We start from the raw sequence: 26,422 nt of genomic DNA, 5'->3' as shown, positions 1-26,422 counted from the left end.
TCTGCTGTGGCCGGCTGCGTCAGCGGCGGACTGCCGGGTTGGAAAGGCGGCCGATGCCTTCGATCTCCACCTCAATACGGTCGCCTTCGGAAAGGAGTCCGACGCCGGCCGGCGTGCCCGTCATGATGACGTCGCCGGGGAGCAGCGTGAACGCGTGGGAAACGATCGAAACGAGTTCGCGGACGCCGCGGATCATCTGGGTCGTGTTGCCATCCTGCCGGAGCTCGCCGTTGAGGCGTGCCTGGATGGCGACGTCGTCCGGATCAAGTTCGGTTTCGATCCATGGGCCAAGCGGTGCCGAGGTATCGAAGCCCTTGGCCCGCGCCCACTGGAGGTCGGTCTTCTGGACGTCGCGGGCCGTGAGGTCGTTGCCGCAGGTGTAACCGAAAATGACGTCGTCCGCGCGTTCTTCCGGGACATCCTTGCAGATGCGGCCGATCACGACGCACAGTTCCGCTTCGAAAGAGATCTCCTCGGAGAACTCGGGCAGCACGATGGGATCGTTCGGGCCGATGACTGCGGTGTTGGGCTTCAGGAACAGCAGCGGGTACTGCGGGATTTCATTGCCCAGTTCAGCGGCGTGTTCCGCGAAGTTCCGGCCCACGCCAATCACCTTGCTGCGGGGAATGATCGGCGCCAGGAGCCTGACATCCTCCAGCTTGTGCTTGGTGTGGGTTCGTTCAACACCGTTGAAGAACGGGTCGCCGTTGATGACAGTGATTTCCTCACTGCCGGGCTCGCCTTCGACGACGCCGTAAAGGGGATCAGAGTCAATTACAAACCGGGCGATACGCATGGGCTCAAGCCTACCGTCAGGCGGGGCGCTTCAGCAGCGCAGGTAATCCAACTGCGCCGCCACCGAGGTCTCGGCCGCCCAGCGGACGGATGGATCGACGTCGGAATAGACGACGTCGGTGACCTCGCCAATGGTGGCGTCCACCCCCACTTGCTCGAGTGCAGCGCGGATCTGGTTGAGCCGCTCTTCACGGTGGTTCCGGTACTCGCGGCACTTTTCGTCGAGCGCGGGAAGCACCGGTCCGTGGGCCGGAAGCAGGGTTGCAGGGCCAAGCGCCTCGAGCCGGTCCAGGCTGGCGAGGTAGTCCCCCAAGCGGCCGTCCGGATAGTCCAGCACGGTGGTGCCGCGGCCCAGGATGGTGTCCCCTGTCAGGACCGACCCCGTCGGTCCATCGGCGGGCAGGTGGAAGCACACGGAATCCGAGGTGTGGCCGGGTGTTGCAAGAACGTGGATTTCGACGCCGCCTGCATGGATCACCTCGCCGTCAGAGAGCGGTCCCCCGCCATGGCAGTGTTCTGCGAGGGCTGCCCTTACGGGCGCCCCCGTCAGCTCATGGAAACGGGCAGAGGCTTCGGTGTGGTCTGCATGGCGGTGGGTGATGAGGACGACGTCGACCTTTCCGGCCGCTGCCAACGCCGCCAGGTGCGGGCCGTCCTCGGGACCGGGGTCGACGATGGCAACATGTTCGGAACCGGGCGCGCCGATGATGTAGGAGTTGGTGCCATCCAGGCTCATGGGGCCGGGGTTCGGTGCCAAGCGGAACCGGGTCAGTCCGCTGCTGCGCTGGAAGCCGGCATCGGGCTGGGAGGAGGCGTCGGGCTGGAAGTCGGTGGCCATTGCGTCGTCGGAAGTCACCTCTCCATCTTGACACCCCTTCCGACGCTCTCTCACATAACCGCACCTTCCACCCGACGCTCTCTCACCTGATGGGTCCTCGGTGAGAGAGCGTCCGCGGGAAAGGGGGCTTTCGTGAGAGAGCGTCCGGGGACGACGGCGGCCCCCGCCTTGTCACCTAAGGCGGGGGCCGTCGTCGTACTTTTGGGGACCTAGACCAGGCGGGTCAGCCAGCCGTGGCGGTCCTCGACCGTTCCGGTCTGGATGCCGAGCAGTTGCTCGCGGATGGCCATGGTGGTTTCACCGGCCTTCGCGTCCTCGGAGCCGATGAATTCCGTGGCGTCCTTCAGCACGCCGATCGGGGTGATCACGGCCGCGGTGCCGCAAGCAAAGACTTCGGTGATTTCGCCGGACGCGACGCCGTCGCGCCATTCGTCCAGGGTGATCTTGCGTTCGGAGACTTCGCGTCCCATGTCCTTGGCCACCTGGATGACCGACGAGCGCGTCACGCCCTCAAGGATGGTGCCGCTCAGTGCAGGAGTCGCCAGCGAGCCGTCCTTGAAAACGAAGAAGACGTTCATGCCGCCCAGTTCTTCCACGGCGTCGTCGTTGAAGTGGTCCAGGAAGAGGACCTGCTTGCAACCGTTGGCCTCAGCCTCCTGCTGTGCGATCAAGGACGCAGCGTAATTGCCGCCGCACTTGGCAGCACCGGTACCACCGCGGCCTGCGCGGGCGTACTCACGGGAGATCCAGATGGACACCGGCTTGAGTTCGCCGCCGAAGTAGTTGCCGGCGGGCGAGGCGATGACGCGGAAGGATACTTCACGGGCTGCCCGGACACCCAGGAACGCCTCGGTGGCGATCATGAACGGGCGCAGGTAGAGCGCTTCGCCGTCGCCGGAGGGAACCCATTCGCTGTCTGCCTGCACGAGTTCGCGGATGGCGCCAAGGAAATACTCCTCCGGCAGTTCCGGAAGCGCGAGGCGGCGTGCGGACTTGTTGAGCCGGGCGGCGTTGGCCTCGGGACGGAAAGTCCAAACCGAACCATCGGCGTGACGGTAGGCCTTGAGGCCTTCGAAAATCTCCTGGCCGTAGTGCAGCACGGCGGCCGAGGGGTCCAAAGTGATCGGACCGTACGGCTCTACGCGGGCATTCTGCCATCCGCCCTTGCCTTCGGCGTCGACCTTGTAATCGACGACGGCGGTGTGGTCGGTGAAGTAGTCGCCAAATCCCGGGTTCGCCAGGATGGCTGCACGCTCCTCAACAGACTTCGGGTTGGCCGAAAGCTGCTGGCTGAATTCGACGCCATGGGCAGTCTGAGTCATGTTTCCTCCACAGTCAGCTACCTGGCAGTGCGAACCATGGCCCCATGGAAGAGGAGATGGTTCAGCGATGGACCAAGGAAGCAGGTAAATAATTCAAGACAAGCTTACGCCTGGGTAATGGGCCTAAAGTGCGGCCGCAATGGCGTCGCCGATGGCAGCGGTGCTGCGCGGTTCGCCGGTGCGGTTTTCGACGTCGGCAACGACTGCCGCTTCGATCTTGCGGGCCGCCGAGGTGTAGCCAAGGTGGTCCAGCAACAGCACTGCAGACAGGATCGCAGCAGTGGGGTCCGCCTTCTGCTGGCCTGCGATGTCCGGCGCGGAGCCGTGGACGGGTTCGAACATGGATGGTGCGGTGCGGTCCATGTTGATGTTGCCTGATGCTGCGAGCCCGATGCCGCCGGTAACGGCAGCTGCGAGGTCGGTCAGGATGTCGCCGAAGAGGTTGTCGGTGACGATCACATCGAAGCGCGCGGGGTCGGTCACCAGGAAGATGGTGGCGGCATCGATGTGCAGGTAGTCGTGCGTGACCTCGGGGAATTCCTTGGCCACGGCCTCGACCGTGCGCTTCCACAAGTGACCGGCGAAGACCAGCACATTGTGCTTGTGGACCAGGGTGACGTGCTTGCGTGGGCGCTCGTTCGCCCGACGGAAAGCGTCACGTACCACGCGCTCCACACCGTGAGCGGTGTTGAGCGAGACTTCGGTGGCTACCTCGTGCGGGGTTCCCCCACGCAAGGTACCGCCGTTTCCGACGTAAGGTCCTTCGGTGCCTTCGCGGACCACGATGAAGTCGATGTTGCCGGGGTTCGCCAGCGGACTGCCCACGGTTCCGTAGAGCCGGGAGGGACGCAGGTTCACGAAGTGGTCCAGGCTGAAACGGAGCTTGAGCAGCATTTCGCGCTCGATGATGCCCGACGGGATCCGGGTGTCGCCCGGTGCCGCGCCCACTGCGCCGAAGAGGATGGCATCGCGCGTACGGAGATCGGCCAGGACCTCGTCCGGGAGGGTTTCGCCGGTCTCGAGCCAGTGCTGGGCACCCAACTTGTAGTGGGTCTGCTCGAGGGTGACGCCTTCTGCGGCGACAGCCTTTTCCAGGACCTTGACGGCTTCGGCGATGACCTCTGGGCCAATGCCGTCGCCGGGGATGACAGCGAGATTGATGGACGATGCACTCATATGACCATCTAGCCGCAGAATCCACATGCTGGTCAAAATCGTCTCACTTCTTGAACACCCGCGCGGAAAGCTCCACCCTCGGCATGATGCCCGGCCCGTTCCGCGCGCTTAGAGTCGTACCGTGGACAGAAGGCACGCGATATACGAATGGTTCCGGATCAACCGCTTCAAGGTGGACCTCACGGCAACCGTCGTCCTCCTTCTCCTCTTCGGTCCGGTGTACCTTCTCGCAGGACGGCCCTTCCTCTTCGCCCTGTCGTGCGGCCTCCTGTTGCCCCTCGCCTGGCGACGCACGCGCCCGGTGGAGGCTGCCGCCGTCGTGGTCTTGGTCTGCCTGGTCCAATGGGCGGCGGGGGCCGAACCGGTTGCCGGGCAAATCGCCGTGCCACTCATCATCTACGCCACCGCCGCCTATGGCCCGGTCTGGGCCAGCCGCACAGTGCTGATCCTGGGCGTGCTGGGTGGGGTCATGCTCACCACCCGCGAGTATTCCGGTTCGGCTGAATCCGGAATCCTTGGGCTCACGATTGGCGCGCTGTACACCGTGCTGATCTGGATGCTGGTGCTGGTCAGCTGGACCCTCGGCGACCTCACGCGCGTGCGGCGACTCCAACTCCAAGCGCTCGAGGACCGCACCCGGCGACTGGAAATCGAGCAGCAGCAGGAACGCCAGCTCGCTGCCGCCGACGAACGTTCGCACATCGCCCGCGAGATGCACGACATCGTGGCACACTCGCTCTCCGTCATCATCACCCAGGCCGACGGTGCACGCTACGCGGCAGTGGCCAAGCCGGAACTGGCCACCCAGGCCCTCGCCACGATTGCTGCGACGGGCCGCGACTCACTCAGCGAGATGCGCAGGCTCCTGGGCGTGCTCCGGTCCGACGACGACTCGCCCACCCGCCCCCAGCCACGCCTGGCCGACTTGGACGAGCTCCTCCTGGGATTCCGGGCGGCTACCCTCCAAGTAGCCTTCGAAGAGCGTGGCGTACCCCGCCGGGACCTCCCCGCCGGAGCTGAACTGACGGCTTACCGCACCATCCAGGAAGCCCTCACCAACGTCATCAAGCACGGCGGCCCCAAAGCGACGGCCAGCGTTGTGTTGGCCTGGCAAGGGCGGGGACTGGAGCTGGACATTGTGGACGACGGCCGCGGTGCGGCTGCCGATCCCCCGGCCCCGGGCGGCGGGAACGGCCTCCGCGGCATGGAAGAGCGGATTGCGCTCTACGATGGTTCCTTGTCCGCAGGCCCGGAACAGGGCGGCGGTTTCCGCGTGTCCGCATTCATCCCCTACACGGAGGCCTGAACCATGCCCGAACCTTCCTCACCCATCAGGGTGGCACTTGTGGACGACCAGCACTTGGTCCGTTCAGGATTCGGCATGCTCATCAACTCCCAGCCTGACCTGGAAGTGGTGGCGGAGGCGGGAAACGGCATTGAAGCCATCCAAGCACTCAATGCAACTGCGGCCGACGTGGTCCTCATGGACGTCCGCATGCCCGGAATGGACGGCATCGAAGCCACACGGCGCATCCTGGAGCAGGCCGCAGCCCAACCGGCCGGATCCCAACGGGCGGAGCTGAAGATCGTGGTCCTGACAACATTCGACCTCGATGAATACGCGCTGGCCGCCATCCGCGCCGGCGCCAGCGGATTCCTCTTGAAGGACGCCCCGCCCGAAGAACTCCTGGAGGCTATCCGCACCGTCTACCGGGGAGACGCGGTGATTGCGCCGTCCACCACGCGGCGTTTGCTGGACCATGTGGCTCCACTGCTGCGGACGCAGACCCCAGAGCAAAGCGAACACGCTGCTGCAGTGGAGACACTGACCGCCCGCGAGCGCGAAGTGTTCCTCTTGATCGCGCAAGGGCAGTCCAACCCCGAGATCGCTGCGGGCCTGTTCCTCTCTGAAGCCACAGTGAAGACGCACGTGGGCCACATCCTCGCGAAGCTCGGCGCGCGGGATCGGGTACAGATCGTGGTCATCGCGTACGAGACCGGCGTGGTGGCCCCGGGCATGTAGTCCTGCCGATACCCGGGTCTCAGACCCAAGTATGAGTCCGCAGGGTGCGGGAATGGGCCTTTGGGGCGATCCGCTTGGACACCCCGGCCACCTAGCGTGAAACCATGACAACTTTCACGTCCGTACCGCACCCTTCCGTCCCGGATCAGCCCTCCGGCGCCGATGCCGACAAGCCGCGTCCCGCCGTCGAAGCTTTCTCGCTGAGCAAGAGCTATGGCCGCGCCGATACCCGGGTCATGGCCTTGGACGACGTTTCAGTGAGCTTCGAGGCTGGGAAGTTCACGGCCATCATGGGTCCTTCCGGCTCTGGAAAGTCCACCCTCATGCACTGCCTGGCTGGCCTGGATACAGCGGACAGCGGCCGGATTGTCCTGGGTGGCACCGAGCTGACGGGGCTCCACGACCGGGAGCTCACGGCATTGCGGCGCGAACGGATCGGCTTCGTCTTCCAGGCCTTCAACCTGGTGCCCACTCTGACTGCCGAACAGAACATCACGCTGCCGCTTGCGCTGGCGGGGACAACGGCCGACGCCGGCTGGCTGGATACCGTGGTGACCACCCTTGGGTTGAAGGACAGGTTGAAGCACCGCCCACATGAGCTGTCCGGCGGACAGCAGCAGCGCGTTGCTGTTGCCCGGGCACTGTTGACGCGACCCGACGTCGTTTTTGGCGACGAGCCCACCGGAAACCTGGACTCCAAGGCCGGAGGCGAAGTCCTTGCCCTCTTGCGTCGCAGCAGCCAGGAAATGGGCCAGAGCATCATCATGGTGACGCACGATCCCGTCGCCGCGAGCTACGCCGACCGCGTGGTCCTCATGAGTGACGGGGGTCTGGTGGGCGAGATCCACCAACCCACCCCGGAATCTGTGCTGGCTGCCCTCGGCAAGTTGGGGGCGTAAGGCGTGCTGCGCGTTGCTTTGTCCCAATTGACCACCCATTACCGGCGCTTCGTGGCCATTGGCTTGGCGGTGATGCTGTCCGTCATGTTCCTGGCAGCCACCCTCATGGTCGGCGCCAGCACCAATGCCTCGCTGGGTGCCAGCATTGGTGAGGCCTATCGCAAGGCGGACCTGGTTGCCACCTCCCGGAGCGGTGAGCCGCTCAGCCAGGCGGCGGTGGATGCTGCGGCTTCGTCCCCCGCCGTACAAGACAGCTATGGAGAGCGCTCCGCGTACGTGACCTTCGAGGCCGGTGGCGGCGAACAGTTCGGCCGGCTGCGGAACGCGGCGCCTCCGTCCCTGGAGGGAGCGGTGCTGACGTCGGGCGCCATGCCGTCCAAACCCTTCGACGCGGTCATCGACGTCAAGTCGGCCCAGCACCTTGGCCTGGTTCCCGGCAGCACGCTCGAACTGCACGGCGGCGGTCCGGTCAAGAACGCGAAGGTGACCATCAGCGGGCTGGTGCAGTCCACCAACGATCCTTTCGCGGCTTCGGCCGCCCAGCTTATCGCTGGCCCCTCAGTGCTCAATGCTGTGCAGGACAGCGGTGCGGGTTTCACTGGCCTGCAGTTCCTGCTCAAGCCCGGCCAGGATGTGGCCGCCGCCAAGGACTACATCGCGCGCCGCATGGAGGCCGCGGGGGCAGAGACGCCGGTCCTGGAAACAGCCCAGGAGAAGGTCACCTCCACCGTGGCCCTGCTGAGTGCCGGCCAGGACCAACTGACCATCGTCCTGCTGGCCTTCGCCGGTGTGGCCATCCTGGTGTCCACCTTGGTGGTGGCGAACACCTTCTCCGTCCTGGTGGCCCAACGCACCAGGGAATTGGCGCTCCTGCGATGCCTTGGAGCCGGCCGCGCACAGATCCGCGGTTCGGTCATGGTGGAAGCACTGATCGTTGGTTTCGTGTCCTCGGTGTTGGGCGTTGGCGCCGCCATCGGCCTGATGTCCGGACTGGTTGCCTGGGCCAGGACACAGCCTGAGCAGTCCTTTGCCACGTTGGCTGTGCCGCCGTCGGCCATCATCGCGGGGCTCGTGGCTGGAACCCTGCTGACCGTCGTGGCGGCGCTGGTCCCCGCCAAGGCGGCTACCGCCGTCGCGCCCCTTGCCGCCTTGCGCCCCGCAGACGACGCTTCCGTCCGGAACCGCCGGGGCAAGGTCCGACTGGTGGTCGGTTTGGTGGCCTTGATCGGTGGTGCAGCGTTGCTGGCGGCCGGGAGCCTGACCGTTTCCCTGCCGGTGGCATTGTTGGGTGGGGCCGTTTCCTTCGTGGGCATCCTGCTGTGTTCCACGCTCTTCATCCCGACCGTCGTGGCCTGGGCCGGCCGTCTGGCCGCACCGGCCGGAGTGCCCGGGAAGCTCGCTGCAGTCAATGCCACACGCAACCCCGCCCGCACGTCGGCAACGGCTGCTGCGCTGTTGATCGGCGTCACTTTGGTTTCACTGATGATGACCGGGGCCGCGACGTCCCGGCAGGCGTTCAACTCGACGCTTTCCGAGACGTATCCGGTGGATCTTGCGGCCCAGACGGGCACTGCGGATGCCGCGGCTGCCGTGAACCGCATCGCGTCCCTGGATGGTGTGGACGCTGCCGTCGTGCTGCAGCCCGTCGGCCAACTCGCCGACTCAACTACGCCCGACGGCGGCACAACCGTTTACGCCATCAGCGGCGCCGATGCGTCCGCCGTCCTGCGGGACGCTAAACTGCAGCCGGCACCCGGGACGGTGTACCTGCCGGAGGATTCGACGACGGGCAAGGCGAACATCACTGCGGCGGCGGGCACGGTATCGCTCGACGCGACGGTCCTGAAGACCCGGCACATCCCGCCGTTCGTGGAAACGTCCACGATCGGATCCGGTGCCCTGCCGGGGACGCCGGGAATGGTGTGGGTGAAGCTGGACGACTCTGTTTCCGGTGACCGGGTGCAGGCGCTCCAGAAGGACATCGCCTCCATCCTCGGAGTCCCGGAGCGAACGGTCAGCGGTTCAGCCATTGAACGTGCCACCTTCAACAGCATCATCGACGTCCTGCTGCTGGTGGTCACGGGCCTGTTGGGCATCGCCGTCGTGATCGCGCTGATCGGTGTGGCCAACACCCTCTCGCTCTCCGTCCTGGAACGCACGCGGGAGAATTCCCTCCTGCGGGCGTTGGGACTGACCAAGGGCCAGCTGCGCGGAATGCTCGCCATCGAAGCAGTACTGGTGGCCGGTGTGGCGGCTGTGCTCGGCGCAGGACTGGGCATTGTCTACGGCTGGCTCGGGGCACAGGCGACGCTCGGTGGCATGGCGGAAGTTGTTCCCTCGGTGCCTTGGCTCCAGTTGGCGGCGGTGTTTGGCGTGGCGGTGGTGGCCGGGCTGCTGGCTTCGGTGGTTCCTGCCCGCCGCGCGGCTCGCTTGTCCCCCGTGGAGGGCCTCGCCACCGCCTGACGCTCTCTCACGAAACCGCCCTTAACGGCAAACGCTCTCTCACTTCCTTCGGTTTGACCGGATGGAAGTGAGAGAGCGTTGGCGTATAGGGGGTGATACGTGAGAGAGCGTTGCTTACGCCTCGGCCGGTTCCTCGTAGCGAGGGAACACCGGTGCGGGTGTGGGAAGCTCCGTGCCTGCGACGATCGGCGTGGCGATCGCGGCGAACTGCCGCGCTTCGCCTTCCGGCTGGCCGAGCACCTCAAGCAGCTTGGCGGACGACGACGGCATGACCGGCTGGGCGAGGATCGCTACGATCCTGACGACCTCCAGCGTGACGTAGAGGACGGTGTTCATGCGCTCCACATCTGTCTTGCGGAGCACCCACGGTGCCTGCTCGGCGAAATAGGCGTTGGTGTCCCCCAACACGGTCCAAATGGCTTCAAGGGCGCGGCTGAATTCCTGCTTCTCGAACGCGCCCCGGGCCGTTTCCAGCAACGCGCCGGCCTTGGCCAGGAGCGCCTGGTCCTCTGCCGTGAAGTCGCCGGGAACGGGAACCCTGCCTTCGCAGTTCTTGGCCACCATGGACAGCGAACGCTGGGCCAGGTTGCCGAAGTTGTTGGCCAGGTCCGAATTCATGCGGCCAACAATGGCTTCATGGTTGTAGCTGCCGTCCGCACCGAAGGGAACTTCGCGGAGGAAGAAGAAACGGCACTGGTCCAGCCCGTACTGCTCCACGAAATCCTGCGGGGCCACCACGTTGCCCAGGGACTTGGACATCTTGACGCCGTTGTTGGTCAGGAAGCCGTGGATCATGACGCGCTTGGGCAATTCCAGCCCGGCACTCATGAGGAAGGCCGGCCAGTAGATGGCGTGGAAGCGGGAGATGTCCTTGCCGATGACGTGGACGTCGGCCGGCCAGAACTTCTTGAACGACTCGGACTCCACGTTGGGATAGCCCGTACCTGTCAGGTAGTTGGTCAGGGCGTCGACCCAGACATACATGACGTGCTTCTCATCGCCCGGGACGGGGACACCCCAGTCGAAGGTGGTGCGGCTGATGGACAAGTCCTCCAGGCCACGCTTGACGAAGCTGATGACCTCGTTGAAGCGGGACTGCGGAGCACCGAACTCGGGCTGCTCCTCGTAGAGGGCCAGCAGCTTCTCCTGGTAAGCGGAAAGCCTGAAGAAGTAGCTTTCCTCCGCCGTCCAGGTCACCAAAGTGTCGGTTTCCTTGGAGTAGCGGAGGCCGTCTTCCTTCACCACGGTGTCGTCCTCGACGTAATACGCTTCGTCGCGGACGGAGTACCAGCCCTCGTACTTGGACAGGTAGATATCGCCGTTGGCTTCCATCTTCTTCCAGATGGCCTGCGACGCCGCATAGTGGTCCGGGTCCGTGGTCCGGATGAAGCGGTCGTGGGAGATCCCCAGGTCCTTGCTCATCTGCTTGAAGGCGGCCGAGTTGCGGTCGGCCAACTCCTTGGCAGTGATGCCCTCCTTCTCGGCGGACTGCTGCATCTTGAGCCCGTGCTCATCCGTTCCGGTCATGAAGAACACCTCATGGCCGTCGAGGCGCTTGAACCGCGCCATGGCATCCGTTGCGATGACCTCGTAGGCATGCCCGATGTGCGGCACGCCGTTGGGGTAGCTGATGGCCGTGGTGATGTAGAACGGGGATTTCTCTGCAGACGTCACTCTAAGAAGTTACCTTTATTTTCGGTGTGGAGAAGCTAGTTGAGCTCGGTCAGCGTATCGCTGAGCCGGACCAGTTCATGGTCGTGTGACGCTACGAGTACCGCGATGCCGTCGCTCGTGGTGTCCTTCAGGATTCCGATGATGCGGTTGGCCGCAGCGCGGTCAAGGCTTGCCGTAGGCTCATCGACCACCAGGACGCGCGTGCCAAGGATCAGGGCCCGGGCAATTGCCACACGCTGGCGCTCACCTCCGGAGAGCTGGGCAGGGCGGTGGCGCATGCGGCGACCCAGGCCCACGAGGTCCAGGAGGTCCTTGGCCATTTCGGTCCGCTGCTCAACCTCGCCATCCGGCACGGCCGGAAGCAACACGTTCTCCAGCGCGCTCATGCCGTCGATCAGGGCACCGCCCTGGTCCACATAGCCGATGAGCGCCCGACGGCGGTCGGCGATCTCGTCGTCGCCCATCGCCTCCAGCGACTGGCCCTCCCAAAAGACCTTGCCCGACGTCGGGAGCGTCAGTCCGGCGCTCACGGTCAGGATACTGGTCTTGCCGGAGCCGCTTCGGCCGGCGATGCAGTGCATCTCACCGGCGTGCAGCGTGAGGTTGAAGTCATCGACGACGTCGACTTCCTCGGCGCCGCCCTTGTCGCCACCGTAGTGGATGGTGACCCGGCTCAGCTCCAAGGGAGTTGCGTGGTCGGCGGCCTTCACGATCGTGTTGGCACGGGTCTGCAGCGACTCGTCCGTGGATTCCGGGGTCGCCGTCAGCTCGGGGTTGGGAGTCTCAGTCATTTGACTACTTTCGTTGCAATCGGAATCCAGCAAATTACGGCCAGCAGACCGGCCAGCCCGGCCCAGAGAGCCGCGTAGGGTGCAAGGAGCAGCCCCAGTCCCAAGGCGCCGAGGACGCCCAGGGGAAGAGCCACGGTGCCAACAAGGGCATTTTCAAAGAAGCGAACCTGACCCAGCATGTCCGGGTTCCATCCCATGGCGCGGAGGGTACCAAGGTACTCGCGCTTGGCATGAAGCTCGAAGCGCCCGGTCACAAGGGTCAGCAACAGACCAACCAGCACGCCGAAGACGGCGAGGATCACGCTCGGCAAGGCCACGCTCGCAGCAGCCAGGCCACTCAGTGCGCTGGCGCCGGCGGCGCGCGGGATATCGATCAGCAAGGCGATCAGCGCGCCAACAGCGGCACCGAAAACGCCCACGGCCACGGCCAGCGAGATCGAGTTGAAGCGGTTGGTGGTCAGCTGCCGGTTGGCGAACGTCAGAGGCGAGTCCACGGAAACGAGGCGTTCGTCGTGCTGCGGTTCCTGGTCCACCACTACGCGGTGCCGCAGTTGCTGGGCAGCCAGGAACGCAGCACCCGCATAAATGATCAGCATGGTGATAGAGACGATCACGGTGGCGAGGTTCCAGCTGAGCAGGCTCAGGATGATCCCGGCCGCAGCCAAGGCAGCCGCTCCCACCGCGAATTCCTCAAGGACCCAGGAACGGATGCGCTTCTGCGTCCAACCCATGGCCCTCAGGATGCCCGCTTCGCTCCGGCGCTGCCGGATGTAGCTGACCGTCGATGCACCTGTCAGCAGCGTGGCACCGAGCAACGTCAGGAAGAGAAGCGTGACGTTGGTTCCCGTCAAGGAGCCTGACACCGCGTCGGCAGCGTCCTGGCGGACCCATGACTGCTGGACGGTGCCCAGCGGGGCTTCCTTGCCGGAGTCGTCCTTGCTGTAGCCGGGAACGAAGATGTTGGCGTCTTCCCGGGCCGAACCTGCCACTACGGTGGCTTCAAGTCCGAGCCCGCGGATCTGGGCAGCGAGCTTCTCCACCTCGGGCTGGGCCTGCTTCCAGTTGCCCGTAGCGTTGGCACGGACGCGGATGGCGTCGATGACGTTCGCATTGGAGTCGTACCCGCGGGCGGCGGCAAGGCCGTAGTAGTCAGTGATCGCACCGGCGGACTGGCTCACCAGGCCGGTGGCGCTCAGGGAAGGCTTCAGCTGCGTGCCGTCCACGTCCTTGCCCTGGGCGTCCTTGCTCAGTGTCATGGGCGCGGGGTCGTAGCCACCGAGCGGCAGCTTGTTGACGTCGCCTGCGGCTGCCTGGACGTCGGCGGGGTTGAAGGTCCCGTACACCATGGGCATCGGCGTGGCGGGCTTCTTGCCGGTGGCGAGGTCTTCCCGGTAGGAGCGCTCGTCGACGGGCTTGCGCTGGGTCTGGTCCACGGCTGCGCCGAACGAGGACTTCTCGGGCAGTCGGTTGACCGTTACCCAGTCCCCCGGCGTCGCCGATTTGTCCGATGCGCCGTTGGCGGCCTGATCGCCGTCCTTGTACTTCGGAGCCGCGGCGAAGGCCGTGCTCCATGTTGCCGGGTTGTAGAGGCCCTGGCCGAAGGAGGCAGTGCTGCCGAGAAGCTGGCTATGGTCGGTTGAGCCCGGCCATTCGAGCGCGAACGGCGACTTGGAGACGAACGGCAGGTAGTCCTTGTCCAGCGATCGGGAAACGGTTCCGACGTCCTTGACCACCTTGCCGGACGAGTCGATTTCCTCGATCTTGACCGAGTACTGCAGGTCCAGGGACGTTCCGGAGCGGACGATCAGCGGGATTGCCTGGGAATCGTTCGTCAGGATGCCATCGCGCTTGGCCTGCTGGTATTGGGTCATGAGCGGAGCCCAGTACTTGAGCTTGACGCCGAGGAAATCAGGCCCTTCCTCCAGCTGCTGCATGCTCAGGCCCGTGGTGAAGAGGCTTTCAAAGTGGCGGCCGATCGCACCTGCATTGCGGGCATCCGCCGGCGGGGCCTTCTCCAGTGGCGCGAGGAAGTCGCCCGCGGTGCCCAGGAGGGCCCGTTCCGAGGCAGGGTCGACGGCGACGACGGACTCTGTCACCTCAGGTGCCAGCGGGAGCGCCACGGAGAGGTTGAAGAGGTTGTGCTCCGAGCCCAGTGCGGGGGCGGGGAACTTGATGCCCGTTTCGCCATCCGGTCCGGCGATCCGGACGTTGGAGCCACCGGTGGCCTGTTCCTGTACCAGGCGGCCCTTGCCCAGGGTGCCTTCGGCGCTGGTCTTGAACAACGTCTGCTGGTTAACGCCATCGGAGCTTGTGGCAGTGGCCGTCAGGCGGTACTTCTTCGGCGAATCGGACAACACGGATTCAGCTGCAGGCCATTTGCTTGAGTCCATGGCGGACGGGTCGCCCGCCGTGACGGCTCCGGCGAGTCCGGCGTTGTAGCCAAGGTAGTCCATGGCATTCAGCCGGGGCGCCTCAAGGTTCTGCGAGACGCGGGACACCAGGCTGATCGGAGCAGCCACGGAGGTCTGCCCCATGGCCCGGATCTTATCCAGCTGCTCGAAGCTGATGCCGCCCTGGCCATTGGCGATTTCCGGCTGGATCAGCGCACCACCTTCGCCGTCCTTCGACTGGTCAGGCTTGGCCTGGACCAGGATGTCGTACAGACCGCGCGAGTTCTCATCCACAGTCCTGTTCAGAGCCGCCTGCGACTGGCTCTGGACGAGGACGGACAAGCACATCGCGACGATCAAAATGGCCGCGGTCAGCAGCAGCACACGGCTTCTGATGAACCTTTGGACGGCGTTCATTGGGCTCCCTGAGACCTTGATTGCGGGCGCGCACACATGGACCGTGACCCCTCGAAAACACAAAGGAATCCCGGGCGCTATGTGCAAAAAGTAGTGGCCGGCCTGCTGCCGGGTCCGAATTCCGGACCCAGCCATTGTAAGCAGACCGGCCACGCAAGCGTGTCAGAGGTGTGTCTCCGGCACGCCAAAATCAGCGGATAGGATGACTCCCTAGTCCTCCAGGTCTACTTCCCGGACCATGTCCGCTCCGATGCCCGCCTTGATGGCCTCAAGGACCTGCTGCGGTACGGAGCTGTCGATGGTCAGGAGGGCCAGGACCTGGCCACCTTCGGTCTGCCGGGCAACCTGCATGCCGCCGATGTTGATGTTGTTCATGCCCAGGATGTGGCCGATGGTGCCGATGACGCCGGGGCGGTCCGCGTAGGCCACAACAACCAAGTGCTCGCTGATGGGGATTTCCACGTCGTACCCGTTGACGCCAACCAGCTTCTCCACCTGCTTGGGACCGGTCAGAGTACCTGCCACGGAGATCTGGGAGCCATCGCTGAGCGCACCACGGATGGTCAGGACGTTGCGGTAGTCCTCGGCGTCGGGGGTGGTGATCAGGCGGGTGTTAATGCCGCGCTGCTCGGCGATAACCGGGGCGTTGACGTAGGACACCTGTTCGGTGACAACGTCGGCGAAGACACCCTTGAGGGCCGCCAGTTCCAGCACCTTGACGTCCAGCGCGGCGATTTCTCCGGCGACTTCGACGTCGATCTGGGTCAGGGATGCGTGCGTCAGGGCGGTGAAGATCCGGCCGAGCTTTTCGATCAGCGGAATGCCCGGGCGGATGTCGCTGGCGATGACGCCGCCTGCGACGTTCACGGCGTCCGGAACCAGTTCGCCGGCGAGGGCGAGGCGGACCGACTTGGCGACCGAAACCCCGGCCTTTTCCTGTGCTTCGTCGGTGGACGCGCCGAGGTGGGGGGTGACCACAACGTTGTCGAGTTCGAAGAACGGCAGGTCCGTGCTGGGTTCCTTGACGAAGACGTCGACGCCGGCGCCGGCGATCTGGCCTTCCTTCAGGGCAGTGTAGAGGGCTTCCTCATCAACCAGGCCGCCACGGGCCACGTTGATCACGTAGGCGGATTCCTTCATCTTGCGGAACGCGTCAGCGCCCAGCATGCCCACCGTCTCGGGGGTCTTGGGCATGTGGATGGTAATGAAGTCGGCGTTCTCCAGGAGCTCGTCCAGGGTGACAAGCTTGACTCCGAGCTGCGCCGCGCGGGCCGCCGTGATGTAGGGATCATAGGCGAGGATCTCGGTGTCGAAGCCCTGCAGGCGGGCAGCCACGAGCGCACCGATGCGGCCCAGGCCGATGATGCCGATCTTCTTTTCGAAAAGTTCGATGCCCGTGTACTTGGAACGCTTCCACTCGCCGTTCTTGAGCGCGGAGCTTGCCTGCGGGATGTGGCGGGCCAGGCTGAGGATATGGCCCACCGTCAGTTCAGCGGCGGAGACGATGTTGGACGTGGGAGCGTTGACCACCATGACACCGGCCTGGGTGGCGGACTTGATATCCACGTTGTCCAGCCCCACGCCTGCACGGGCGATGACCTTGAGGTTCTTCGCTGCGGCGATGGCTTCGGCATCAACCTGGGTAGCCGAACGGACCAGGATGGCATCGACGTCGGCAATGGCGGACAGCAGCTGGGAGCGGTCGGCGCCGTCGGTCTGGCGGATCTCGAAATCCGGGCCCAATGCCTCGACTGTGGCGGGCGAAAGTTCCTCGGCGAGGAGGACGACGGGTTTGGTGGCTGACACGGGGTGGCACCTTACTTTGGACAACTTGGGAACAGTACTGGACAAGGAGCGGATGCGTGGCCCGGGCACGACGCCGGGACCTGCCCAGAATATCTAATGGGGGCCGCTAAGCCGGTGCCCGGTTGGGGATGTTACGGCCCGGCCGGGCCCGTTGTGAACAAGTTCACAACCCTCCGTTGGGAGCCGGAGGGCAGGTAAAACAGGCAATGCCCGCCCGGCGTGAAAGAGCCGGACGGGCATTGGTGGGGAAGAATCAGCGTGCAGCCGAGCCTTCGACGTAGTCCTCGTCCTGCTGCTGCCAGGAGAAGAGGGAACGCAGCTCGCGGCCAACGCCCTCGATCGGGTGCTGCTCTGCCTTGGCACGCAGTTCCTTGAATTCGACGCCGCCGTTGTCCTGGTCGTCGATGAAGCGCTTGGCGAAAGCACCGGACTGGATGTCGGCCAGGACGGCCTTCATGTTTTCCTTCACCTCGGGGGTGATGACGCGCGGGCCAGAGACGTAGTCACCGTACTCAGCGGTGTCGGAGACGCTCCAACGCTGCTTGGCGATGCCGCCCTCCCACATGAGGTCGACAATGAGCTTGAGCTCGTGGAGGACCTCGAAGTAGGCGATCTGCGGCTGGTAGCCGGCTTCGGTCAGGGTTTCGAAGCCGTACTGGACCAGTTGGGAAACGCCACCGCAGAGGACGGACTGCTCGCCGAACAGGTCGGTTTCGGTCTCTTCGGTGAAGGTGGTCTTGATGACGCCGGCGCGGGTGCCGCCGATGGCCTTGGCGTAAGACTTGGCCAGGTCCCAAGCGGAACCGGAAGCGTCCTGCTCGACGGCGATGATGTCCGGGATGCCTCGGCCGGCTTCGAACTCGCGGCGGACGGTGTGGCCCGGCGCCTTCGGAGCGATCAGGATGACGTCGACGCCGGCCGGAGCCTCGATGTAGCCGAAGCGGATGTTGAAGCCGTGGGCGAAGGCCAGTGCCTTGCCTTCGGTCAGCTTGTCCTTGATGGAGTCGTTGTAGATCGAGCGCTGGTGCTGGTCCGGCGCGAGGATCATGATGACGTCGGCCCATTCGGCGGCGTCGGCGACGTTCTTGACGGTGAAGCCTGCATCCTGTGCCTTGGCGGTCGACTTCGAGCCGTCCTTGAGCGCGATGACAACCTCGACGCCGGAATCGCGCAGGTTGAGCGCGTGGGCGTGGCCCTGGGAGCCATAGCCGACAATGGCGACCTTGCGACCCTGGATGATCGACAGGTCTGCGTCGTCGTCGTAGAACATTTCAGTCACTTGCGTAACTCCTCTTGAGTGGATTTCTCGATATTGATGTGGTGCTGCGGTACTGGGCGCTCAGGCGGAGCGAAGCGCCCTGTCACTCATGGAGCGGGATCCCCGTCCAACGGCCAAGGTGCCGGACTGCACAATTTCACGGATGCCGAACGGCTCAAGCACTGAAAGCAGTGCTGCGAGCTTCTCCGGGGTACCGGTTGCCTCAATCACCAACGAGTCTGTGGACACGTCGACAACAGCTGCGCGGAACAGGTCTGCAGCCTGGGTAACCTGCAGACGTGTCGCGGCATCCGCACGTACCTTGACCAGGATGTGGTCGCGTTGTACGGAAGATTCGGAAGTCAGTTCAACAATCTTGATCACGTTGACCAACTTGTTGAGCTGCTTGGTGACCTGCTCGATCAGGTCGCCGTCGGCGTCGACGACGACCGTCATGCGGGACATGCCGGAGACCTCGGTGGGTCCGACGGCGAGGGAGTTGATGTTGAATGCACGCCGGGCGAAGAGGCTGGCCACGCGGGTCAAAACGCCGGGCTTGTCTTCCACCAGAACGGACAATGTGTGGCGGCTCATGCTTAGTCCTCCTCTTCCCATTCCGGGGTCAGGTTGCGGGCAACTTGGATCTGGTCATTGCTGACGCCGGCGGGAACCATGGGCCACACCATCGAGTTGGGGCTCACCACGAAGTCGATCACCACGGGGCGGTCGTTGATTTCGAGGGCCTTCTGGATGGTGGCGTCGATGTCTTCGTCGCGTTCACAGCGCAGCGCGGCGCAACCGTAGGCATCTGCCAGCTTGACGAAGTCCGGAATGCGGATGGTGTCGTGGCCGGTGTTCAGGTCCGTGTTGGAGTAGCGGCCTTCGTAGAACAGGGTCTGCCATTGGCGGACCATGCCCAGCGAAGAGTTGTTGATGATGGCAACCTTGATCGGAATGTTGTTGATGGCGCAGGTGGCCAATTCCTGGTTGGTCATCTGGAAGCAGCCGTCGCCGTCGATGGCCCAGACCACGCGGTCCGGTTCGCCCACCTTGGCGCCCATCGCTGCCGGAACCGAGTATCCCATGGTTCCAGCGCCTCCGGAGTTCAGCCAGGCGTGCGGGCGCTCGTACTTGATGAACTGCGCCGCCCACATCTGGTGCTGGCCCACGCCGGCCACGTAGATGCCTTCCGGACCGGTGAGTTCACCGATGCGCTTGAGCACCCGCTGCGGAGCGCTCAGGCCGTCTTCCGGCTCGGTCCAACCCAAGGGGTAGGTATCGCGCAGGTTGCCCAGGAAGGACCACCACGAATCAAGGTCCGGCGTACCGCTCTGCTCGAACTGGGCCTTCACGGCTTCGGTGAGCTCCGGAATGATTTCCTTGACGGAGCCAACGATCGGCACGTCCGCCGTACGGTTCTTGGAGATCTCCGCGGGGTCGATGTCCGCATGGATCACCTTCGCGAACGGGGCGAACGTCTTCAGGACGCCCGTCACGCGGTCATCGAACCGGGCACCGAGGGTGATGAGCAGGTCAGCCTGCTGCAACGCGGTGACGGCTGAAACAGAGCCGTGCATGCCGGGCATGCCGACGTGCTGCGGGTGGGAGTCCGGGAACGCGCCGCGGGCCATCAGGGTGGTGACCACAGGGGCGCCGGTAGCCAGCGCCAGCTCCATCAATTCGGCAGAAGCGTGGCCCTTGACCACGCCGCCGCCCACGTAGAGGACGGGCTTGCTGGACGCGGCGATCAGCTTGGCGGCTTCGCGGACCTGCTTGTTGTGGCCACGGACCACCGGGCGGTAGCCGGGCAGGTCGATCTTCGGTGGCCAGGAGAACGTCATCTGGCCAACCTGGGCGTCCTTGGCGATGTCCACCAGCACGGGTCCGGGACGGCCCGTGCTGGCGAGGTGGAATGCCTCGGCCATGACGTGCGGAATGTCGTTGGGGTCGGTCACCAGGAACGAGTGCTTGGTGATGGGCATGGTGATGCCCACGATGTCGGCTTCCTGGAAGGCATCGGTGCCGATGACTCCACTGGATACCTGGCCGGTGATGGCCACCATCGGCACGGAGTCCATGTGGGCATCCATGATGGCGGTGACGAGGTTGGTGGCACCGGGACCCGAGGTGGCGATGCAAACGCCAACCCGTCCGGTGACCATGGCGTAGCCTTGCGCGGCGTGGCCGGCTCCCTGTTCGTGACGGACCAGGATGTGATTCATGCTGGAGGCCATCAAGGGGTCGTAGGTGGGCAGGATCGCGCCACCGGGCAAACCGAAAATATCGTCCACGCCGAGTTCTTCGAGCGAACGGACAATTGCTTGCGAGCCGGTCATCACCGTTGGGGGTACAACGTTGTTCGGCCCAAGTACAGGAGAGAGAGGTGCAGCAGTGTCGACGACGGTGTCAGCCGCACGGTCGACCTTTTCCGGAGCCTTTGGGGCTCCAGCGGACTTTGCAGCCATCAGCGAGGGGCTGATCGGCGATCCTTTGCTCATCGGACTCTTCCTTAGTGGATCTTCAATTGATGGGTCTTGGAAATAAAAAAACCCCTCAGCCTTCCGGCTCTTCGAGGGGTTTGCGCGTGACAGTTCGTTACCAGTCGGGCTAAGCCACGCGCTTGGTAAGGACGACGACGCCGACGGTAACGAATGAAATCATGCGTTCAGTGTTCCCTCTAAGTGAGATACGTGTCAATCGAGCACCATCGTATCCCACTATTTGGACAGCGGTGTCCAAGTGCCGGACTCCGCCCGGACGGAACGGGCGGAGTCCGTACCGGATTGCTAGCCGCAGTATGCGCCCGTGGAGGCGCTGTGCACCAGCTTGGCATACTTGGCCAGGACGCCCTTGGTGAACTTGGCGGGCAGCGGTTCCCAGCCCGCCTTGCGGGCCTCGAGTTCGGCATCATCCACCAGGAGATCGAAGGACCTGGCTGCGATGTCCACACGAATGCGGTCGCCGTCCTTCACGAAGGCAATGGGACCGCCGTCGACCGCTTCTGGCGCGACGTGGCCGATGCACAAACCGGTGGTACCGCCGGAGAATCGACCATCAGTGAGGAGCAGGACATCCTTGCCCAGCCCGGCACCCTTGATGGCGCCGGTGATCGCGAGCATTTCGCGCATGCCGGGGCCGCCCTTGGGTCCTTCGTACCGGATCACCACCACATCGCCCTTCTGGATCTCGCCATTGTCCAGGGCATCCAGGGCACCCTGCTCCCGTTCGAAAACGCGGGCGGTGCCCTCGAAGACGTCGGCATCGAAGCCGGCAGTCTTCACCACGGCACCTTCCGGAGCCATGGAACCGTGAAGGATGGTGATGCCGCCGGTCTTGTGGATCGGGTTGTCCAGCGCGCGGAGGATCTTGCCGTCCAGGTCCGGCGGGTTGATGGACGCGAGGTTCTCAGCGAGGGTCTTTCCCGTGACGGTGAGGCAGTCGCCATGCAGCAGGCCGGCGTCGAGCAGTGCCTTCATGATGACCGGCACGCCGCCGATCCTGTCGACGTCGGTCATGACGTAACGGCCGAACGGCTTGAGGTCGCCCAAGTGCGGGATCTTGTCCCCGATGCGGTTGAAGTCGTCCAGAGTCAGCTCGACGTTGGCTTCGCGGGCGATCGCCAGGAGGTGGAGCACCGCGTTGGTGGACCCGCCAAAGGCCATGGTCACGGCGATCGCGTTCTCGAACGCCTCCTTGGTCATGATGTCCCGGGCGGTGATGCCCTTGCGGAGCAGGTTGACCACGGCCTCGCCGGACTTGCGCGCAAAATCATCACGACGGCGGTCTGCCGAAGGAGGCGCGGCGGAACCGGGAAGGGACATGCCCAATGCCTCGCCGATGCACGCCATGGTGTTGGCGGTGTACATGCCGCCGCAGGCGCCTTCACCGGGACAGATGGCTTTCTCGATACGGTCCAGGTCCTCCCGGCTCATCTTGCCGGCGGCGCATGCACCAACGGCCTCGAAAGCATCGATGAGCGTGACCTCTTTTTCCGATCCGTCTTCGAGTTTCACCCAGCCCGGCATGATGGAACCGGCATAAAGGAAGACGCTCGCGAGGTCGAGCCGGGCGGCTGCCATGAGCATGCCCGGAAGCGACTTGTCGCAACCGGCCAGCAAAACCGAACCGTCAATGCGTTCTGCCTGCATCACGGTTTCCACGGAGTCTGCAATGACTTCGCGGGAAACCAGGGAAAAATGCATGCCCTCGTGGCCCATGGAAATTCCGTCCGAGACGGAAATGGTGCCGAATTGCATGGGGAAGCCGCCACCGGCGTGCACGCCCTCCTTGGCGCCCTGGGCCAGGCGGTTCAGGGAGAGGTTGCACGGGGTGATTTCATTCCAGGAACTCGCGACGCCGATTTGCGGCTTTGCAAAATCGTCGTCGCCCATGCCCACTGCGCGGAACATTCCGCGTGCGGGAGCGGCGTGAATGCCGTCAGTGACAACCCGGCTGCGGGGTTTGATGTCCGGCGTATTGTCTGAAATCTGGGTGGTCTCGCTCATGCCCCAAAGTCTATGTGCCCCCGTCCTCCCCCGGACCGGGCCGGAGCGGGAAAATTGGAAAAGGCAGAATATTTCGGCGGTTCCCTGGCCCGCTTCAGGTGCTGGACAGTCAATAGGCAGCCACGTAACGTCGGAATTACGACTCACTGGAACGCTGCACACCCCGAAAGCAGAAGGGCATCACCATGGACTGGTTGATTTGGGTCATTGTTATTGTGCTGGTCGTCGCCATTGTTTGGTGGCTGACAAGCCGCAACAACGCAAGGAATTCACCGTCCGCACCGAACGATTCCCGGGCTGGAACGCCGGGACAGCGCGGGACTGCGGCACCTGCCGCCATGGAGCCAAGCGACGTCCCGTCCATGCCGGAAACCGCCGCAGCGGCCGCAGGCATTGCGGGCATCGCGGGTGTGACCCACCTCGGCAAGGCTGCCGCAGAAGGCAGCGGCCCGGCAGGAGACACGGCAGAAGCCGAACCGGTCGTCGAAACTCCCGTGCTGGATGAACCTGTGGTGGATGAGCCCTTGGTGGACACCAACGTCAGGGTGGAATCCGTTGGCGCCGGTGATGTGGATGACTGGGAGTCCGGGCCGTCCGGTGGCGCCGGGACAACGGCCCCGGCAACCGAAGCCCCGGCAACCGAAGCCCCGGCCACCGCAGCGGCGCCCACCGGGCCTGACACCGCCGATGCCCCGGAAGGAGTCACGGCAGACGACGTCGCACCAGCTGACGAAGCTGCGCGCAAAGACGCCGCGGACAGTAACGAGGCCGCAGACAAGGAAGCTGCCGACAAGGCCGAATGGGAATCGTCGTGGACGGACGCGTCGGGCACCCCGGTCCATCACCACGAATACACCGGTGCCCACTCCCCCACACTGCCCGGAGCCGAAACAGCGGCCGCGGAAGAGCCGGACGAACCAGTCGCCACAGGCACGGGACACCTTGCCGCCGAACAGCCTTACGGCGCCGGATCCTCGGGCGCAGCCCCCGACGGCAGCAGTCCCGAAGGGTATCCAGTCAAGGGCGATGCCGGCACCATGACCTACCAGGACGAGGACGCCGCCACCTACGTCGAAGCTCCCGCCGACGTATGGTTCGAATCGGCAGCGCACGCGGAGGCGGCAGGATTCCGCCCGCCGCGTCGCAGCCGGCATTAGCCGGCGAACGGTCCGATTACCATCCCCGGGCGCCTGAGTTGAAGACCGACAGGGCCATGCCGAGGGCGCGGTTTCGCCTGAAGATGCGTGCGCTGGCGTTGGCTGGCACGCTGCTGGGGGCAACAACTGGCTGCACGGGCAGTCCGTCGTCGCCCGGCACGGCGGCGACGCCGGGCGGCACGCAGCAGCAAAGCAGCACGGCGGTCGGCGGCGCTCCAGTCACTGCGTCGCCCTCTGCCACGCCTGCCCGCCCGCTGCTCAAGGAAAAGCTCGACGTCGGATTGCAGCTGCCGTGGTCGGCGGTCTTCCTGCCGGACGGCGCGGCTGTGGTTTCCGAGCGCGATTCGGGCCTTCTCAAGGAGATCCGCGATGGCCGGGCAACAAGCATCGGTGAGGTTCCCGGCGTCGTACCTGGCGGCGAAGGCGGCCTGCTGGGACTGGCCTTGTCCCCTGGCTTCGCCAGCGATCACTGGTTGTACGCCTACTTCACCTCAGGCACGGACAACCGCATCGCCCGGATGAAGCTGACCCGCGACTCCGCCGGCCGCCTCTCCGTTGGCGAACCCAACGTCGTGTTCTCCGGGATATCCAAGGCCTCCACGCACAACGGCGGCCGGATCCGGTTTGGTCCCGACGGATTCCTCTACGTTGGTACGGGAGATTCCCAGCGCCGCGAGCAACCCCAGGACATCAAGGCCCTGGGCGGCAAGATCCTGCGGCTGACCCCAGACGGCAAGCCCGCTCCGGGCAATCCTTTCGGCGACAACCCCGTCTACAGCTACGGGCACCGCAACGTCCAAGGACTCGCGTGGGACGCCGACGGGCGACTCTGGGCCAGCGAGTTCGGACCGGACGTGGACGACGAACTGAACCTGATCACCCCGGGCGGAAACTACGGCTGGCCCACCGTCACAGGGGCCCCGGGGAGGAACGGTTTCCTGGACGCCAAAGTGGTGTGGCCGTCGACGGCGGATGCGTCACCGAGCGGGCTGGAAATCCTCGACGGCGTGGCCTACACGGGAGCGCTCCGGGGGCAGCGCTTGTGGGCGGTGCCGCTGGCCGGGGAAACGGCAGGCACTCCTGTGGCTTTCTTCACAGGGGAATATGGCCGGCTCCGGGACGTGGTGAAGGGTCCGGACGGGTCGCTCTGGGTTCTGAGCAACAACAGGAACCCTGATTTCGTGCTGGTTTTGCGGCCTTCGCAGTGACGAACACGGCCGCCCGGAGGTCGATTTCGCACTTCCGTGGAAGTCGTGTAGAGTTACTTGTCGTTGCGGAGATCGCCAAGGATCTGAAAGACCTTGGATTGATCGAAATCAACAGCTGCACCTCTAGCTCAACTGGCAGAGCAATTGACTCTTAATCAATGGGTTCCGGGTTCGAGTCCCGGGGGGTGCACCAAATTGAAGGCCCCGAAGTGAGATTCACTTCGGGGCCTTTTGCTGTCCATCCCGAAGCCCGAAATCGCCCGCATGTGTGGTCCGTCACTCTTTGCCAAAAGTGGTCAACGGCGTTCAAAATGTGGTGTAGAGTTGTCTGTCGTTGCGGAGGTCAACGAGGAAATCAATTCCTCGTAAAAACCGAAACAGCAGTTGCACCTCTAGCTCAACTGGCAGAGCAATTGACTCTTAATCAATGGGTTCCGGGTTCGAGTCCCGGGGGGTGCACCAAAAGAAAAGGCTCCGGATCGCTACTGGCGATCCGGAGCCTTTTCTTTATGCCCAAGGCCTTCCTGGCCGAAGCCAGGAAGCGCCTAGAGGTTGATGTCGTCAGTGGGTTCTTCCTTGAGGGGGGCTCCGATGAGCCCGCGCACAACAATCCGGAGTTCATCGCGGAGCCTGGCCGTATCCACGGCGACCGGTGCCAGGACGTCCTGCTCAAGCTTGACGGCTTCCGAGAGCGCTTCCCTTCCGGCCTCGGTCAACGTGACAACGTGGCTGCGGCGGTCGGAGTCGCTGCGGTGCCGCGTCACATGGCCGTGAAGTTCGAGCCTCGCAAGGGTGGTACCCATGGTCTGGGCTTTGACACGCGCCACTTCGGCCAACGCGGCCTGGGTGATGGGGCCTTTGACCGCGAGTACTTGCATCGCAATAACGCCTGCATGAGTCAGGCCAATCGCTTTTAACTTTTCGTTCCACGAGATTTCCACGAGCCGGGCAGCGGTCGAAAGCAGTCGCGTCGTGGGCCATCTCTCCATATCAGGCATGCCGTCAGTATATGCGGCAGGCCCCCTGTGCTGCGGCTTCCGCACACTAAACTGGGGAATCGCGAACGTTATCTAGGAGCAAATATTGGTGGAACGACTCATTCCGGGGGACACAGCCCCGGACTTCACACTCACTGACAAAGATGGGAAGAAGATCACCCTCTCGGATTTTCGGGGGAAGAAAACAATCGTCTACTTCTACCCGGCCGCCTCAACCCCCGGATGTACCAAGCAGGCGTGCGACTTCCGCGACTCGCTGGCATCGCTCAAGGGAGCAGGCTACGAGGTACTGGGCATCTCGCCCGATTCCCCCGCAGCGTTGGCGAAATTCGCCAACGAAGAGCAACTGACCTTTCCGCTGCTCTCTGACGAGGACCATGCCGTGGCCGAGGCTTACGCAGCCTGGGGCGAAAAGAAGAACTACGGCCGCACCTACATGGGGCTGATCCGTTCAACGATCGTGGTTGATCCCGAGGGCGAGGTGGAACTGGCCCAGTACAACGTCCGGGCCACTGGCCACGTCGCCAAACTGCGGCGCGACCTCAAGCTCGATAAGTAGCGGGTACACTGGAGGCCGATACGTGGCCGCGGTCCTCCCCGGAGTCGGTCGCGGCCAGCCCGCGCGAGTGGTGAAATTGGCAGACACGCAGGATTTAGGTTCCTGTGCCTTCGGGCGTGGGGGTTCAAGTCCCCCCTTGCGCA

At 64.4% G+C, this 26,422-nt stretch carries 20 protein-coding genes and 3 tRNA genes; 10 read left to right on the top strand and 13 right to left on the bottom strand.

The annotated features are described in order from the left end of the window. Positions 1-19: 19 nt before the first annotated feature. The 4 genes from ACFVSJ_RS08985 to ACFVSJ_RS08970 all read right to left on the bottom strand — a co-directional run bounded on the left by ACFVSJ_RS08985 (position 20) and on the right by ACFVSJ_RS08970 (position 4,131). Entirely contained in the window at positions 20-796 is a 777-nt protein-coding gene (locus ACFVSJ_RS08985; protein WP_387436041.1) for a fumarylacetoacetate hydrolase family protein, read from the bottom strand. A gap of 30 nt (positions 797-826) precedes the next feature. Beyond that, positions 827-1,633 carry an MBL fold metallo-hydrolase gene (locus tag ACFVSJ_RS08980; protein ID WP_387436171.1) on the bottom strand — a complete coding sequence of 269 codons (807 nt, stop codon included), beginning with the start codon at positions 1,631-1,633 and terminating at the stop codon, positions 827-829. A 209-nt stretch (positions 1,634-1,842) separates the two neighbouring features. After that, positions 1,843-2,955: a branched-chain amino acid aminotransferase gene (locus ACFVSJ_RS08975; protein ID WP_387436039.1), complete on the bottom strand. Its 1,113-nt coding sequence runs from the start codon at positions 2,953-2,955 to the stop codon at positions 1,843-1,845. 123 nt (positions 2,956-3,078) lie between these two features. Further along, the gene (locus ACFVSJ_RS08970) at positions 3,079-4,131 is read right to left on the bottom strand and encodes a 3-isopropylmalate dehydrogenase (RefSeq protein WP_387436037.1); all 1,053 of its coding nucleotides are present in this window, start codon (positions 4,129-4,131) and stop codon (positions 3,079-3,081) included. Positions 4,132-4,252: 121 nt separating this feature from the next. On the opposite strand from ACFVSJ_RS08970, the gene ACFVSJ_RS08965 reads away from it, so the two are divergent. From ACFVSJ_RS08965 to ACFVSJ_RS08950, 4 genes are all read left to right on the top strand, one after another. Further along, on the top strand, positions 4,253-5,437 hold the full coding sequence (locus ACFVSJ_RS08965) for a sensor histidine kinase (protein ID WP_387436035.1): 1,185 nt from the start codon (positions 4,253-4,255) through the stop codon (positions 5,435-5,437). Between the two features lie 3 nt (positions 5,438-5,440). Continuing rightward, positions 5,441-6,154, top strand: coding sequence for a response regulator (locus ACFVSJ_RS08960; protein WP_387436033.1), 714 nt, complete (start codon positions 5,441-5,443; stop codon positions 6,152-6,154). Between the two features lie 104 nt (positions 6,155-6,258). Next, complete coding sequence (locus ACFVSJ_RS08955) at positions 6,259-7,053, top strand: ABC transporter ATP-binding protein (RefSeq protein ID WP_387436031.1); 795 nt, start codon at positions 6,259-6,261, stop codon at positions 7,051-7,053. Positions 7,054-7,056: 3 nt separating this feature from the next. Continuing rightward, positions 7,057-9,516, top strand: a complete 2,460-nt coding sequence (locus ACFVSJ_RS08950; protein WP_387436028.1) for an ABC transporter permease — start codon at positions 7,057-7,059, stop codon at positions 9,514-9,516. A gap of 114 nt (positions 9,517-9,630) precedes the next feature. On the opposite strand, the gene metG is transcribed toward ACFVSJ_RS08950, so the two are convergent. The 8 genes from metG to ilvD all read right to left on the bottom strand — a co-directional run bounded on the left by metG (position 9,631) and on the right by ilvD (position 22,357). Then, positions 9,631-11,190, bottom strand: a complete 1,560-nt coding sequence (gene metG, locus ACFVSJ_RS08945) for a methionine--tRNA ligase (protein WP_387436026.1) — start codon at positions 11,188-11,190, stop codon at positions 9,631-9,633. 35 nt (positions 11,191-11,225) lie between these two features. Beyond that, positions 11,226-11,981: an ABC transporter ATP-binding protein gene (locus tag ACFVSJ_RS08940; protein WP_387436025.1), complete on the bottom strand. Its 756-nt coding sequence runs from the start codon at positions 11,979-11,981 to the stop codon at positions 11,226-11,228. Then, the gene (locus ACFVSJ_RS08935) at positions 11,978-14,788 is read right to left on the bottom strand and encodes an FtsX-like permease family protein (RefSeq protein WP_387436022.1); all 2,811 of its coding nucleotides are present in this window, start codon (positions 14,786-14,788) and stop codon (positions 11,978-11,980) included. The genes ACFVSJ_RS08940 and ACFVSJ_RS08935 overlap by 4 nt, the downstream gene beginning before the upstream one ends. A gap of 210 nt (positions 14,789-14,998) precedes the next feature. Beyond that, on the bottom strand, positions 14,999-16,594 hold the full coding sequence (gene serA / locus ACFVSJ_RS08930) for a phosphoglycerate dehydrogenase (RefSeq protein ID WP_387436020.1): 1,596 nt from the start codon (positions 16,592-16,594) through the stop codon (positions 14,999-15,001). A 253-nt stretch (positions 16,595-16,847) separates the two neighbouring features. Next, positions 16,848-17,873 (bottom strand): ketol-acid reductoisomerase, encoded by a 1,026-nt coding sequence (gene ilvC / locus ACFVSJ_RS08925; protein ID WP_387436018.1) that lies wholly within the window; start codon positions 17,871-17,873, stop codon positions 16,848-16,850. A gap of 60 nt (positions 17,874-17,933) precedes the next feature. Continuing rightward, positions 17,934-18,446 (bottom strand): acetolactate synthase small subunit, encoded by a 513-nt coding sequence (gene ilvN / locus ACFVSJ_RS08920; RefSeq protein ID WP_387436015.1) that lies wholly within the window; start codon positions 18,444-18,446, stop codon positions 17,934-17,936. 2 nt (positions 18,447-18,448) lie between these two features. Beyond that, on the bottom strand, positions 18,449-20,350 hold the full coding sequence (locus ACFVSJ_RS08915) for an acetolactate synthase large subunit (protein WP_387436013.1): 1,902 nt from the start codon (positions 20,348-20,350) through the stop codon (positions 18,449-18,451). A gap of 288 nt (positions 20,351-20,638) precedes the next feature. Then, entirely contained in the window at positions 20,639-22,357 is a 1,719-nt protein-coding gene (ilvD, locus tag ACFVSJ_RS08910; protein WP_387436011.1) for a dihydroxy-acid dehydratase, read from the bottom strand. A gap of 185 nt (positions 22,358-22,542) precedes the next feature. Between ilvD and ACFVSJ_RS08905 the strand changes: the two genes are divergently transcribed. The 4 genes from ACFVSJ_RS08905 (at position 22,543) to ACFVSJ_RS08890 (ending at position 25,184) form a co-directional block, all read left to right on the top strand. Then, positions 22,543-23,514, top strand: a complete 972-nt coding sequence (locus tag ACFVSJ_RS08905) for a hypothetical protein (RefSeq protein WP_387436009.1) — start codon at positions 22,543-22,545, stop codon at positions 23,512-23,514. A 56-nt stretch (positions 23,515-23,570) separates the two neighbouring features. Beyond that, entirely contained in the window at positions 23,571-24,722 is a 1,152-nt protein-coding gene (locus tag ACFVSJ_RS08900; RefSeq protein ID WP_387436169.1) for a PQQ-dependent sugar dehydrogenase, read from the top strand. A 117-nt stretch (positions 24,723-24,839) separates the two neighbouring features. Continuing rightward, positions 24,840-24,915 (top strand) — tRNA-Lys (locus ACFVSJ_RS08895). 193 nt (positions 24,916-25,108) lie between these two features. Beyond that, positions 25,109-25,184 (top strand) — tRNA-Lys (locus ACFVSJ_RS08890). A gap of 83 nt (positions 25,185-25,267) precedes the next feature. Here the strand turns inward: ACFVSJ_RS08890 and ACFVSJ_RS08885 are convergent. Further along, a complete protein-coding gene (locus ACFVSJ_RS08885) occupies positions 25,268-25,720 on the bottom strand; it encodes a MarR family winged helix-turn-helix transcriptional regulator (RefSeq protein ID WP_387436007.1) in 453 nt (150 codons plus the stop codon). An 85-nt stretch (positions 25,721-25,805) separates the two neighbouring features. On the opposite strand from ACFVSJ_RS08885, the gene bcp reads away from it, so the two are divergent. Together bcp and ACFVSJ_RS08875 are read left to right on the top strand one after the other, a co-directional pair. Further along, complete coding sequence (gene bcp, locus ACFVSJ_RS08880) at positions 25,806-26,279, top strand: thioredoxin-dependent thiol peroxidase (protein WP_387436005.1); 474 nt, start codon at positions 25,806-25,808, stop codon at positions 26,277-26,279. Between the two features lie 61 nt (positions 26,280-26,340). Continuing rightward, positions 26,341-26,422, top strand: a tRNA-Leu gene (locus tag ACFVSJ_RS08875).

Source organism: Paenarthrobacter sp. NPDC058040 (genome assembly GCF_042885775.1).
Taxonomy (GTDB): Bacteria; Actinomycetota; Actinomycetes; order Actinomycetales; family Micrococcaceae; genus Arthrobacter.
Note: the sequence above shows the minus strand (reverse complement) of the source record. Positions and strands in the feature narration are given on the sequence as shown.

Coding starts and splice junctions, on each gene's coding strand:
- ACFVSJ_RS08985 (WP_387436041.1), bottom strand. CDS start 796: ATGCGTATCGCCCGGTTTGTAATTGACTCTGATCCCCTTTACGGCGTC.
- ACFVSJ_RS08980 (WP_387436171.1), bottom strand. CDS start 1,633: ATGGCCACCGACTTCCAGCCCGACGCCTCCTCCCAGCCCGATGCCGGC.
- ACFVSJ_RS08975 (WP_387436039.1), bottom strand. CDS start 2,955: ATGACTCAGACTGCCCATGGCGTCGAATTCAGCCAGCAGCTTTCGGCC.
- ACFVSJ_RS08970 (WP_387436037.1), bottom strand. CDS start 4,131: ATGAGTGCATCGTCCATCAATCTCGCTGTCATCCCCGGCGACGGCATT.
- ACFVSJ_RS08960 (WP_387436033.1), top strand. CDS start 5,441: ATGCCCGAACCTTCCTCACCCATCAGGGTGGCACTTGTGGACGACCAG.
- ACFVSJ_RS08955 (WP_387436031.1), top strand. CDS start 6,259: ATGACAACTTTCACGTCCGTACCGCACCCTTCCGTCCCGGATCAGCCC.
- ACFVSJ_RS08940 (WP_387436025.1), bottom strand. CDS start 11,981: ATGACTGAGACTCCCAACCCCGAGCTGACGGCGACCCCGGAATCCACG.
- ACFVSJ_RS08935 (WP_387436022.1), bottom strand. CDS start 14,788: ATGAACGCCGTCCAAAGGTTCATCAGAAGCCGTGTGCTGCTGCTGACC.
- ilvN (WP_387436015.1), bottom strand. CDS start 18,446: ATGAGCCGCCACACATTGTCCGTTCTGGTGGAAGACAAGCCCGGCGTT.
- ACFVSJ_RS08915 (WP_387436013.1), bottom strand. CDS start 20,350: ATGAGCAAAGGATCGCCGATCAGCCCCTCGCTGATGGCTGCAAAGTCC.
- ilvD (WP_387436011.1), bottom strand. CDS start 22,357: ATGAGCGAGACCACCCAGATTTCAGACAATACGCCGGACATCAAACCC.
- ACFVSJ_RS08905 (WP_387436009.1), top strand. CDS start 22,543: ATGGACTGGTTGATTTGGGTCATTGTTATTGTGCTGGTCGTCGCCATT.
- ACFVSJ_RS08900 (WP_387436169.1), top strand. CDS start 23,571: ATGCCGAGGGCGCGGTTTCGCCTGAAGATGCGTGCGCTGGCGTTGGCT.
- ACFVSJ_RS08885 (WP_387436007.1), bottom strand. CDS start 25,720: ATGCCTGATATGGAGAGATGGCCCACGACGCGACTGCTTTCGACCGCT.